Source organism: Micromonospora sp. NPDC049004, from assembly GCF_040649315.1.
GTDB lineage: Bacteria > Actinomycetota > Actinomycetes > Mycobacteriales > Micromonosporaceae > Micromonospora.
On the sequence record NZ_JBEZFG010000002.1, the window covers coordinates 128,018 to 138,733 of the forward strand.

13 protein-coding genes are annotated in these 10,716 nt (G+C 71.4%); 4 read left to right on the forward strand and 9 right to left on the reverse strand.

The genetic code is table 11. From position 1 onward, the window contains the following. Window positions 1-1,077: a glycosyltransferase family 4 protein gene (locus AB0B97_RS05290; protein WP_357490839.1), complete on the reverse strand. Its 1,077-nt coding sequence runs from the start codon at window positions 1,075-1,077 to the stop codon at window positions 1-3. Next, window positions 1,074-1,247, reverse strand: coding sequence for a hypothetical protein (locus AB0B97_RS05295; RefSeq protein ID WP_357490841.1), 174 nt, complete (start codon window positions 1,245-1,247; stop codon window positions 1,074-1,076). The genes AB0B97_RS05290 and AB0B97_RS05295 overlap by 4 nt, the downstream gene beginning before the upstream one ends. 605 nt (window positions 1,248-1,852) lie before the next feature. Here AB0B97_RS05295 and AB0B97_RS05300 point away from each other — a divergent pair. Next, a complete protein-coding gene (locus AB0B97_RS05300) occupies window positions 1,853-2,191 on the forward strand; it encodes a lipopolysaccharide assembly protein LapA domain-containing protein (RefSeq protein ID WP_357490843.1) in 339 nt (112 codons plus the stop codon). 3 nt (window positions 2,192-2,194) lie between these two features. Continuing rightward, window positions 2,195-2,494 carry a DUF5994 family protein gene (locus AB0B97_RS05305; RefSeq protein ID WP_357490845.1) on the forward strand — a complete coding sequence of 100 codons (300 nt, stop codon included), beginning with the start codon at window positions 2,195-2,197 and terminating at the stop codon, window positions 2,492-2,494. A gap of 7 nt (window positions 2,495-2,501) precedes the next feature. Here AB0B97_RS05305 and AB0B97_RS05310 read toward each other — a convergent pair whose 3' ends face one another. From AB0B97_RS05310 to AB0B97_RS05330, 5 genes are all read right to left on the reverse strand, one after another. Further along, the gene (locus tag AB0B97_RS05310) at window positions 2,502-3,533 is read right to left on the reverse strand and encodes a medium chain dehydrogenase/reductase family protein (RefSeq protein WP_357490847.1); all 1,032 of its coding nucleotides are present in this window, start codon (window positions 3,531-3,533) and stop codon (window positions 2,502-2,504) included. A gap of 95 nt (window positions 3,534-3,628) precedes the next feature. Continuing rightward, window positions 3,629-4,171 carry a TetR/AcrR family transcriptional regulator gene (locus tag AB0B97_RS05315; RefSeq protein WP_357490849.1) on the reverse strand — a complete coding sequence of 181 codons (543 nt, stop codon included), beginning with the start codon at window positions 4,169-4,171 and terminating at the stop codon, window positions 3,629-3,631. A 117-nt stretch (window positions 4,172-4,288) separates the two neighbouring features. After that, on the reverse strand, window positions 4,289-4,723 hold the full coding sequence (locus AB0B97_RS05320) for a helix-turn-helix domain-containing protein (RefSeq protein ID WP_357490851.1): 435 nt from the start codon (window positions 4,721-4,723) through the stop codon (window positions 4,289-4,291). Between the two features lie 112 nt (window positions 4,724-4,835). Beyond that, on the reverse strand, window positions 4,836-5,702 hold the full coding sequence (locus AB0B97_RS05325; RefSeq protein WP_234586616.1) for an aldo/keto reductase family oxidoreductase: 867 nt from the start codon (window positions 5,700-5,702) through the stop codon (window positions 4,836-4,838). Between the two features lie 230 nt (window positions 5,703-5,932). Then, on the reverse strand, window positions 5,933-6,814 hold the full coding sequence (locus AB0B97_RS05330) for a helix-turn-helix transcriptional regulator (RefSeq protein ID WP_357490853.1): 882 nt from the start codon (window positions 6,812-6,814) through the stop codon (window positions 5,933-5,935). Between the two features lie 156 nt (window positions 6,815-6,970). Between AB0B97_RS05330 and AB0B97_RS05335 the strand changes: the two genes are divergently transcribed. Beyond that, the gene (locus AB0B97_RS05335) at window positions 6,971-7,837 is read left to right on the forward strand and encodes an oxidoreductase (protein WP_357490855.1); all 867 of its coding nucleotides are present in this window, start codon (window positions 6,971-6,973) and stop codon (window positions 7,835-7,837) included. 35 nt (window positions 7,838-7,872) lie between these two features. Here the strand turns inward: AB0B97_RS05335 and AB0B97_RS05340 are convergent, their stop codons facing one another. Next, window positions 7,873-9,414 (reverse strand): MFS transporter, encoded by a 1,542-nt coding sequence (locus tag AB0B97_RS05340; protein ID WP_357490857.1) that lies wholly within the window; start codon window positions 9,412-9,414, stop codon window positions 7,873-7,875. A gap of 105 nt (window positions 9,415-9,519) precedes the next feature. Here AB0B97_RS05340 and AB0B97_RS05345 point away from each other — a divergent pair, with 105 nt between their 5' ends. Next, the gene (locus AB0B97_RS05345; RefSeq protein ID WP_357490859.1) at window positions 9,520-9,999 is read left to right on the forward strand and encodes a helix-turn-helix domain-containing protein; all 480 of its coding nucleotides are present in this window, start codon (window positions 9,520-9,522) and stop codon (window positions 9,997-9,999) included. 34 nt (window positions 10,000-10,033) lie between these two features. Here AB0B97_RS05345 and AB0B97_RS05350 read toward each other — a convergent pair whose 3' ends face one another. Further along, window positions 10,034-10,564 (reverse strand): GNAT family N-acetyltransferase, encoded by a 531-nt coding sequence (locus tag AB0B97_RS05350; protein WP_357490861.1) that lies wholly within the window; start codon window positions 10,562-10,564, stop codon window positions 10,034-10,036. Between the last annotated feature and the right edge of the window lie 152 nt (window positions 10,565-10,716).

Consider the following 10,716-nt stretch of genomic DNA (forward strand, 5'->3'; position numbering starts at 1 on the left):
TCAGCTACGGGTGGGAATCAGACAAGTGTCGCCCGGTCGGGAACGACCTGGTCGCTCCACGGGTGCGGCGGCACCACGGCGGATGAGGCGCTCGTAGACGGCGAGATAGTCGGTGACCATCCGGTCCGCGCCGAAGCGTTGCCGGGCCCGTTCCCGGCAGGCGGCCCGGTCGAGGCCGGCGACCTGGGTCACCGCGTCGACGGCCTGCTCGACGGTGTGGACGAGGCGACCCGTCACCCCTTCGTCGACGACCTCCGGCATGGAGCCCCGCGCGTACGCGATGACCGGCGTGCCGCAGACCATCGACTCCACCACCGACAGGCCGAACGGTTCGTCGAACGCGATCGGGTGCAGCAGGGCGGTGCTGGAGCCCAGCACCTCCGCGCGTCGTCGGGGGCCGACCGAACCGAGGAAGACGACCCGGTCGTCGTCGATGTGCGGGGCCACCTGCTCGGCGAAGTACCGCTCGTCCTGCACGATGCCGCAGATGGTCAGCGTCCGGCCGGCGCGGCGGGCGATCTCGATGGCGGTGTGGATGCCCTTGTCCGGGTGGATCCGACCGAACGCGGCCAGGCCGGGGCCGGCGTCCCGGGTGAACGGCAGACCGGTGAGGTCCACGCCGTGGTGGACCGTGGCGACGTAGTCGAGCTCCGGGGCCCGGTCGGCGTCCGAGATCGACACGTACGACGATGCCGCTCGGGCGTAGGCGGGCAGGATCCCCGCCCCGGAGAAGCCGTGCACGGTGGTGAGCAGTGGGGCGTGGCAGTGCTCCGCGAACGCCAGCGGCAGCCAGTCGAGGTGGCTGTGCACCAGGTCGAACTCCGCCGATCTGGCGAACGCGTGGGAGACGTGCATCGCCTCCCACACCCGGCCGTCCAGGTCCGGGTCGTCCGCGTACCCCCGCGGGGCGATGCCGTCGAGGCGGGCGGAGGTGGCCGAGTCCAGCGTTGCGAAGAGCGTCACGTCCACGCCTCGTCTGGCCAGTCCCTCGGCGAGCAGGCCGGTCACCTGTTCCCAGGGACCGTAGTGGTGCGGGGGTGTGCGCCAGGCGATCGGCCCGAGCAGCGCAACCTTCACACCGATGGCGCGTCGGCGAGGTCGGCGGGGTCGAGGTTCAGGGTGGCGAGCAGCCCGGAGTGCTTGGCCGGGTCGACCCGCTCCGGCAGCTCACGCTCGACCCAGTCGGCCCGGGCCTGCTGACCCCGATCGCGCAACGCGCTGACGATCCTGTGCTTGGCGATCCTCATCTGGTGCTCCCCTGGTTGAGCCGTCCGAATCGTGCCTGGACGGCGGTGTGCGAGCGCGGGTGGGATGCCATCCGCTGCCGTCATCGGAGACCGAATGTGCGGTATCCGGTGCATCCGACTGGCGGGCCGAAGGTCGAGGACGATCAGCACGCGGCAGCGGTTGGGATGACGATCGGTAATGCCCTGACGGGCTGGTGGCGGCGACATCCGGCGGCCACCGGGGGCCCCGGGCGACATGCCCAGCGTACGCCCCGGCCAGTGCGGCTGCACGCGCACCGGCCGTGCCACCCGGCGGAGGTCGCTGCCGCGGCGGTCCCGGCCGCTGCGGCGTACGCTCGGAGTACTCGCCGCCGCACACCCATTCGACCCGGTCGCCGACTTCCCGTGGCACCGATGGCCGGCCCCTCCCCCCGCACCGGCTCGCCGGGCCGCGACGGTTTGTCGACGGCCCGCCCTCAGCCCGCCACGCTGGCAGTCAGCCGTGCCGGGCACCCATCGGAAGGCGGCGGATCGTCATGACCGCACCCCCGAACAGGCACATCCAACCCTCCACCATCAACGGTCACGAGGGCCCCGTCGATTCTCGCCCGGCTCCCCTGCCGCCGGTGGTGAAGCGATCGCGAATCGGGGATCTGTGGATCGTCGCAGTGGTGTTCGCGGTCATGCTCCTGCTGCTCCTGATCTTCGTACTTCAGAATGGGCAGCAGGCCGAGGTGTCCTTCTTCGGGACGCACGCGGCCCTTCCCACCGGCGTGGCGCTGCTGCTGGCGGCGGTGATCGGCGTCCTTCTCGTCGCCCTTCCCGGCACTGCCCGGATCCTCCAGCTCAGGATGCGCAGCCGCCGTTGCTCGACGCCCCCGCCGGGATGGCCCTCGTCCAGTTCGGTCCCCCTGTCGAGGACCGGCGTCGCCCCGGCTCCGCCGGCGCCCCGCCAGGACGGCTGAGTCATGCCCGCCACCGCGCGAACCGCCGCCACGATCTCCGTCCCGGCCCCGACCGCCCCTCGGCTCACATCGGTTGGCCGTCGGACCGCACGTGGTACGCATCGGCTGGTTCGCACCCTCGACCCTGCCGTGCTGGTCGCCACGACGGGCAGGGACGACCAGGTCGACCTGCTCGTGGTGCCACCCGACACCGAGCCGGAGGCAGCCGCGCGGGCGATGACCGCCGCCGCGGATCCGGCCAACCGCAGGCGAGCGCCGGACATCCTGGCCACCGCCCCGCGTCCGGGTCCCTCGGCGACGTGATACCCGGTCAGGGCTCCAGCACGACCTTGCCCGGCCGGCTGCGGGCCTCGGCGAAGAGCAGCGCGGCGGAGACCTCGGTGAGCGGGTAGCGGGCGGCGATCTGCGGCACGATCACGCCCTGACGGAGCAGGTCGAGCACGATGCCGAGGTCGGTACGCAGCCGACGCCGGAACGCCGCGGCCCGGGTGCGACGGCCGGCCCAGAAGTTGTAGAACCGGACCCGGTGACCGTTCGGCAGGGCGTTCCAGGTGTAGAGCCGGGCCAGCAGCTTCACGAAGACCCAGACGATCGAGCGCGCGGAGCCCGTGGCCGAGGCGGTGCCGTAGACGACAAGCGTGCCGCCGGGGGCGAGCAGCCGGTACGAGGTGCGGACGCCCGGGCCGGCGACCGGGTCGAAGACGGCGTCGACGCCTCCGGGAGACAGTGCGCGCACCCGCGCGGCCAGGTCGGGGTCTCGGTAGTCCAGCGGTTCGACGCCGAGTTCGCGCAGCGCCGCGTGGTGTCGCGGAGCGGCGGTGCCGATGACCCGCAGCCCGAGGTGGCGTCCGAGTTGGACGAGCACGGTTCCGACGCCGCCGTTCGCGCCGTGCACCAGGATCGTCTGCCCGGCCCGCAGGCGGGCGCCGTGCAGCATCTGCCAGGCGGTCACCCCGTTGACGACTACTGTCTCGGCCGCGGCCGGGTCCAGACCGGGCGGCACCGGGGTGAGGTCGTCGACGCCCACCACTGCGTGCGTGGTCCAGGCGCCGGTCTTGATGACCGCCGCGACCCGGGTGCCGACCAGCGAGCCGTCGCCTCCCGGTCCCACCGCCCGGACGGTGCCGACGAGGTCGTAGCCGGGCACGAACGGAAAGGCCGGCTGGCCCGGGTAGAGGTCGCGGCGCATGCTCTGTTCGGCGTACGAGATGCCGGTGGCCTCGACCTCGACGAGCGCCTGACCTGCGGCGGGAACGGGCATCGCGCGTCGGCTGACCTGGAGCCCGTCCGGCTCCACCACGCCGGGCAGGACCACTTCGGTGATCATCCTGTCGGTTGTCATCGCGGTCTCCTCTTGTTTGTAAGTGTGCACTCACACACCTATCAGGTCGAAAAAGTGGGCCGCCCGGAAGCGGCCCGGTGGTGCGGACGTCGGGATCAGGGGTGACGGATGCCTGCGGTCAGCGCGCGGGCCCACGGCTCGGGCACCTGCTCCAGGCCGGCGGTCACGATCAAATGGCAGAGCTGGCCGTACGCGAAGAACTGCTGGACCTGCGCGTCGCTGGCGCCGGACCGACTCGCCACGAAGGTGGCGACCCGCCGGTAGCCGGCGCGCACCGCCTCGGCGATCTCCGGGACGTCAGTGACGGCCTGCGCCTGCACCTGGAACAGCAGGAGATCACGGTCGGCGATCAGCTCGGCGTAGGCGTCGCCCATCGCCTCCAGGACCCCCTCCGGGCCGACGTCGCCGGCACGCTCCGCCCCGGCCTCCAGCGCCACGACGATCCGCTCGAAGCACGCCCCGGCGGCGGCCACGAACAACCCGAGCTTTCCGGCGAAGAGCCGGAAAACGTACGCCTCGGAGATGCCGGCGGCGGCTGCCACGGCGGTGACCGGGGTGGCGTGGAAGCCGGTGCGCGCGAACGCCGACACGGCGGCGTTCAGAACGGTGGCCCGGCGGGCCTCGGCGGTGGATCGCATGTTTGTAAGTGTGCACTCACAAACAATCCCCGTCAACCCCGCTGGGCCGACCGTGGCCGCGTCTCGCGGCAACGCCCTGGTGGGGCTCGGTGCTCGGCTGCCCCCGTGGGTCCCTGTTCAGTTCACGGCAGTGGCGTGGTCATATGCCGCGCGACTGGTGTCGACGTCGTCCATGTGTGCTTCAGCCCACACCTTGAGGCCACGCATCATGTGGTGCAGGGAGAGGCCCAGCTCGGTCAGCTCGTAGGAGACCGTGACGGGCACTGTTGGTGTCACGGTGCGGCTGACGAGGCCATCGCGTTCGAGGGAGCGCAGGGTCTGGGTGAGCATTTTCTGGCTGACGCCGGCCAGGAGGCGAGACAGCTCCGAGTAGCGCATCGGTCTGGGCTCACCGGTGCAGTCGGGGCCGCTGCCGAGTGCGGAGAGGATCAGCGTGACCCATTTGCCGGAGATGCGTTCCAGCATCTTGTGGCTCGGGCAGGCGGCCAGGAAGGCGTTGTAGTTGTCCCTGTTCTGGGTTCGTTGCTGGGCCGCCGTCGTCGGTGCTGCCATCACGCCCTCCTCGGACCGCAGGGTGCGTCACATCCCCTTGTAGTCCTAGCTTCCCATCGGGAAGTTGCCCCCCGATGGAGCGGGTCCCGCGGTCAGCCGGAGACGCTCTTCCTCATCGGTTGATCCGATCCAGTTCGGCGAGGTCCGCGGCGGACAGGGAGAGGCCGGCGCCCGCGACGTTGTCCCGCAGGTGGGCGACCTTCGAGGTACCCGCGATCAGCAGGATGTTGGGCGATCTCTGCAGCAGCCAGGCGAGCGCGACGGACATGGGCGTGCTCCGCAACCGCTCCGCCACCGCCGAGAGCGCCTCGGACTGCAGCGGCGAGAAGCCGCCCAGCGGGAAGAACGGCACGTATGCGATGTTCTCGGCCGCGAGCCGGTCGATGAGCTCGTCGTCGTGGCGGTGAGCGAGGTTGTACATGTTCTGCACGCCCACGATCGGCGCGATGGCCTGCGCCTCGGCGACCTGCTCGGCGGTGACGTTGCTGACGCCCAAGTGGCGGATCAGGCCTTCCCGCTGCAGTTCGACGAGCGTGCCGAACGCGTCGGCCAGCGATCCGGGCTGGGGGCCTTCGGCGTTGCCCATACGCATGTTCACCAGGTCGAGCGTCTCGACACCGAGGACTTCGAGGTCCTCGTGGACCTGCTTACGGAGGTCTTCGGGCTGCCGGGCGACGGGCCAGCCACCCTGAGCGTCGCGGGTAGCTCCGACCTTGGTGGCGATGAACAGCCCTTCCGGGTAGGGGTGCAACGCCTCCCGGATCAGCTCGTTTGTCACTCGCGGCCCGTAGGCGCCGCTGGTGTCGATGTGGTTGATACCGCGCTCGACCACCTCGCGGAGTACGGCCACAGCGCCGTCATGGTCCGCGGGAGGTCCCATGACCCAGGGGCCGGCCAGCTGCATGGCGCCGTAACCGAATCGGGTCACCGTCGAGTCTCCCAGCTTCCACGTACCACCGGGGAGGGAAGCAGTCGACATGTCGTACCTCGTTCTCGTAAAAGGCCAGGTAAATCGGCTCCCTGGCCGGGTGTTTCTCTATCGTGGCTCGGTAGCTCTCCGTCGGGAAGTAGGCACCTTGAAGTGCGTAAGTAACCTTCCGACCGCCTGGTCGCGTCGAGTTCCGGGCCTGTCATCGCGGGGCCACGACACCGCGGAACGCGTAACGGGCGCCACCCCGCGGGTATGCCCTGGCGGCCGTTCGATGTTCCTCAAGGGCCGGGGTACAGGCGTGCCGGATCGCCGGGCCGCAGGCTGTCCACGCCGCCGTCAGGCGTGCTTGCCGCAACCGAGCCGAGCAGCGCCAACGAACGTGCCGACTCCGTATCGGGCTCGGCGTGGTAGATCACCAGGAGCTGCCCCTCGGCGCCCGCGACCGCGAGCTTGTCGCAGTACAGGTCGAGATCGCCCACCTCGGGGTGGTGCAGCCGGCTCACCACACCCTCGCGCCGCCGCACCTCGTGCCGGGCCCACAACTGGCGGAAACAGTCGCTCTTGAGCGACAACTCCCCCACCAGCGCCGTCAGTCGCGGGTCGTCGGCGTCCGCGGCCGAATCGGCGCGCAGCTGGCCCACCACGCTCTGCATCGCCTGCCGCCAGTCGCGGAACAACTCCCGCTCCGCCGCGTCCAGGAACACCGCGCGCAGCCGGTTGGCGCCCGGAGCGAGATTCGGCGACAGTGCCCTCGCCATCCGGTTCGACGCCAGGATGTCGAGGTAGCGGTTCTGCACGAAGGCCGGCATCGGGAGCTCCCGCACCAGGTGCAGGACACTGGCCGGCACCCGCTCGACGGCCGGCCGGACCGCCCGGCGCGACCGCGGCCGGGTCAACCCGATCATGTACGCGGTCGCCTCCGGGTCCAGCCGCAGCACCCCGGCGAGCGCGTCGAGGACCTGCACCGAGGGATGCCGCTCACGACCCTGCTCCAACCGCAGGTAGTAGTCGGCGCTGATGCCGGCCAACATCGCCACCTCCTCGCGCCGCAGGCCGGGCACCCGGCGCAGGCCGACGCCCGGCCCGAGACCGACGTCCTCGGGCCGGATCCGTTCCCGACAGGCGCGCAGAAAGTCGCCGAGCTGGTTGGTGGCGTCCATACCGTCGACGGTAGATCGCCCCACGACCCGGTGACTGGCTGTGTCACTACCAGGAACACCTCGCCCTGCCGCCCGGACGGACGCCGACGGACAGTCGTCGCAGGCCGATCTCCGGACCGTCCGCATATCCACGACGACAACGGATAGAGGAATGACATGAGCGACAACCTTCCTGGCGGCGCCCTGACCCCCGCCGACGGCCTCACCCTGAGTCGGATGGGCTACGGCGCGATGCAGCTCGCCGGCCCGCACGTCTTCGGCCCCCCGCGCGATCGTGCGCAGGCCCTCGCGGTGCTCCGCGAGGCGGTCGACCGGGGCGTGCGCCACATCGACACCAGCGACTTCTACGGCCCCAAGGTGGTGAACGAGCTGATCCGCGAGGCGCTGCACCCGTACCCCGAGGATCTGCACCTGGTCACCAAGGTCGGCGCGCGCCGCGGCGACGACGCCTCCTGGCTCCCCGCGCTCCAGCCGGACGAGCTGAAGGCCCAGGTCCACGACAACCTCCGGCACCTCGGCCTGGAGGTCCTCGACGTGGTCAACCTGCGGGTCGGCGTGGCGGAGGGCACCGGCGACGATCCCCTCTCCGAGCAGTTCGGCACCCTCGCGGAGCTGCGGCAGCAGGGACTGATCCGGCATCTCGGGCTCAGCAACGTCACGCTCGACCAGCTCACCGAGGCCCAGGCCATCGCGCCGGTGGTCACGGTGCAGAACCTCTACAACCTCGCCAATCGGCAGGACGACGCGCTCGTCGACCGCTGCGCGGCGGAGAACATCGCGTTCGCGGCGTTCTTCCCGCTCGGCGGGTTCACCCCGTTGCAGTCCGACACCCTCAACGCCGTGGCCGCCCGGGTGGGCGCCTCGCCACAGCAGGTCGCCCTGGCCTGGCTGCTGCAACGCTCCCCCACCATGGCGTTGATCCCGGGCACGTCGACGCTGGCACACCTGCGGGAGAACCTCGCCGCGGCCGACCTGACGCTGCCGGCCGACGCAATCGAGGATCTGAACACGATCGGCGCCTGATTACGGAGTCGGACGCTCGCCGGCCCCGGGCCTCGCTAGTGCTGGTGGGGGCGGTTACGGATGAGGGTGAGCGCGAGGACGGCGGTGACGAGGAAGACGATGCCGCTGACCCGCAAACCGGCCTGGACCCCGGAGGTCATCGCCTCGGCGAGCGCCGACCGGACCGGAGCGGGCAGCGGCTGGTCGCCTGTCGCGCCGGAGGCCACCGCCGCCTGCACGGCGCTGCGGACGGGTTCGCCGACCTGGTGGGCGGCTAGGCGGTCGGGCAGGTCGGCCACCATCGTGGTGGTGAGCAGCGTGCCCAGCAGGGACGAGCCCAGCACCGAGCCGACCTGACGGGAGGCGTTGACCGCGCCGGAGGCCATGCCGGCCTGGGCGGGCGCCACGCTGGCCAGCGCCGCCGCCGTCGCGGGGGCCACCACCAGCCCGCTCGCGGCGCCGAACAACGCGAACAACGCCCAGCGGTGCCCGAACGCCGTCGTCGGCCCCTGCGTCGCGAGCCCGAAGCTGGCCACCGCGCCGAGCACCAGACCGACTGTGAGTGGCGCCTTGAACCCGGTGCGCCGGATGGTCCGACCGGCGGCGAAGGCCACCAGCACGTACGCGCCGAAGAGCACCAGCATGCGCCAGCCGGTGTCCAGCGGGCTGAGCGACTGGGCACGCTCGTGGAAGAGGACGAGCAGGATCGCCACGCCGGTGAACCCGAACAGTGACACCGCGGCGACGACCATGACGGCGCTGAACGACGGCGAGCGGAACAGGCGTACGTCCAGCATCGGTGTGCTGGTGCGCAGCTCGACCAGCACGAACGTGACAAGCGCGACGGCCGAGACGACCCACGCGGTCGCCACGACACCGCTGGCGTAGCCGTCGCGCCCGCCCTGGATCATGGCGTAGACGGCGGCGGCGATGGCGACGGTGCCGAGCAGCAGACCGGGCAGGTCGAGCCGTCCGGCGCTGGGCCGGGACTCGGCCACCCCGATCGCGGCGACGACGAGGGTGACCACGCCCAGCACGATCACCGACAGGTAGACGCTGTGCCAGGAGTGCTGGCGCAGCAGCGTACCGGCGATGAGCGGGCCGATCGCCAGCCCGATGCCGGAGGCGGCCGACCAGGCGGTGATGACCTCGGTGCGGCGGTGCGGGTCGGTGAAGGTGGCACCGAGGATCGCCAGGCTGTTCGGCAGGATCAGGGCACCGCCGAGGCCCGCTACCAACTGACCGGCGATCACCCAGGCCACGGTCGGGGCGCTGGCCACCACGGCACCGCCGGCGATCATCGCGACGACTCCGGCGCCGAACATGCGCCTGCGTCCGTACCGGTTGCCGAGCGTGGCGGCGGACATCACCAGGCTCGCCACGACCAGGGTGTAGGCGCTGGGGATCCAGATCACGGTGGTCGGATCGACCCGGAGGTCGGCCTGGATGGTGGTCAGGGCGGAGACCGTCGCGGTGATCTGCAGGAAGGTGATCATCGCGCCCAGGCACATGGCGATCAGGGTCACCGGCCGGGAGCCGCGAACGGACGTACGGGTGGTGACGGCCGGCCCGGGCGGGGCCGTGCTGCTGGTGGTCACAAGGCGTCCTCGGGTTGGAGTCCCGCTGACTTGCTTATGCAAAAGTCAGCGGTGCCCCAGTGAATCACCTGGCTAGCTTCGGCGCAAGCCAGGTAGGCTGGGTGCATGGAGGACCTTCGGGACGACCGCGAATCCTGGTCGATGGAGAACTGCTCCGTCGCCCGGGCGATGGACATCGTGGGCAGCCGTTCGACGATCCTGATCATGCGCGAGGCACTGCTCGGCACGCGCCGTTTCGACGACTTCGTCCGCCGCGTCGGGATCGGCGAGCCCGCGATGGCGGCCCGCCTCAAGGAGATGGTCGCCGCCGGTCTGCTCGAACGGATCCCGTACCGGGAGCCGGGACAGCGCACCCGCCACGAGTACCAACTCACCCGCAAGGGTCAGGAACTGCTGCCGGTCATCACCGCGCTGCGCAACTGGGGCGACACCTGGAGCGCCGACGAGGCCGGCCCCGGCGTCCTCGCCACCCACCACGACTGCGGCGAACCGGTCCGTGCGGTGCTCCGCTGCGCAGCCGGGCATGAGGTCGGAAGCGGGGACATCGACATCACCGCCGGGCCGGGCCTGATCCGCCGCACCTGACACCCCGGCCAGGCCGCCGGCCAGCGGGTACCGGTCAGCCGACCCGCTGGGCCAGCACCTGCCCCGGCCAGGTTCCCGAGCGGAAGGTCTCGGTGCGGGTGAACCCCTGACGTTCGTAGAAGGCCACCAACTCGCCACCGCCGCCCGCCCAGCAGTCGACCCGTAGCAACCGCACGCCGGCCCGCCGGGTTTCCTGCACGGCGTGTGCCAGCAGGGCCGACCCGAGGTGCCGACCCGCGAATCGTCGGTCGGAGACCAGGAGACGGACGTACCGCTCGGGCTCCTCGGCGGGCGTGATCGGTGACCGCGCAGGAGGCCCGGAGTCCAACACCAGGGCGCCGGCAGGCGTTCCGTCCAGTTCCGCGATGTACGGAAGGTTCTCGGTCAGGTACCGGTCGACCAACTCGACCCCGCCGGGCTTCTCCGAGAACGGCGTCGTGCCCCACTGCTCGGTGTTGCCCCGCGCGTTCATCCAGACCACCGCGGAATCGAGCATGGCCAGGACGGCGGCGGCGTCAGCCGGGCCACCGCGTCTGATCCGTACGCCGCGGGTGGTGTCGTTCATGGGCAAACTGTAATCGTGGCCGTAGGAGGTGGGGGGGGGCCGGGGGGGGGGGCCCCCCCCGCGCCTGAGAGGAGGGGGTGGGGGGCCCCGGGGTGTGCGGCGCGCGCCCCCCCCCCCGCGCCGCCGGTGGGCGCCGCGGGGGGCCCCCGGGG

What these genes read in the sequence shown, in the direction of transcription:
- AB0B97_RS05315 (WP_357490849.1), bottom strand. Translation starts at nt 4,171, where the DNA reads ATGCGATCCACCGCCGAGGCCCGCCGGGCCACCGTTCTGAACGCCGCC.
- AB0B97_RS05330 (WP_357490853.1), bottom strand. Translation starts at nt 6,814, where the DNA reads ATGGACGCCACCAACCAGCTCGGCGACTTTCTGCGCGCCTGTCGGGAA.
- AB0B97_RS05305 (WP_357490845.1), top strand. Translation starts at nt 2,195, where the DNA reads ATGCCCGCCACCGCGCGAACCGCCGCCACGATCTCCGTCCCGGCCCCG.
- AB0B97_RS05335 (WP_357490855.1), top strand. Translation starts at nt 6,971, where the DNA reads ATGAGCGACAACCTTCCTGGCGGCGCCCTGACCCCCGCCGACGGCCTC.
- AB0B97_RS05320 (WP_357490851.1), bottom strand. Translation starts at nt 4,723, where the DNA reads ATGGCAGCACCGACGACGGCGGCCCAGCAACGAACCCAGAACAGGGAC.
- AB0B97_RS05325 (WP_234586616.1), bottom strand. Translation starts at nt 5,702, where the DNA reads ATGTCGACTGCTTCCCTCCCCGGTGGTACGTGGAAGCTGGGAGACTCG.
- AB0B97_RS05295 (WP_357490841.1), bottom strand. Translation starts at nt 1,247, where the DNA reads ATGAGGATCGCCAAGCACAGGATCGTCAGCGCGTTGCGCGATCGGGGT.
- AB0B97_RS05350 (WP_357490861.1), bottom strand. Translation starts at nt 10,564, where the DNA reads ATGAACGACACCACCCGCGGCGTACGGATCAGACGCGGTGGCCCGGCT.
- AB0B97_RS05345 (WP_357490859.1), top strand. Translation starts at nt 9,520, where the DNA reads ATGGAGGACCTTCGGGACGACCGCGAATCCTGGTCGATGGAGAACTGC.
- AB0B97_RS05310 (WP_357490847.1), bottom strand. Translation starts at nt 3,533, where the DNA reads ATGACAACCGACAGGATGATCACCGAAGTGGTCCTGCCCGGCGTGGTG.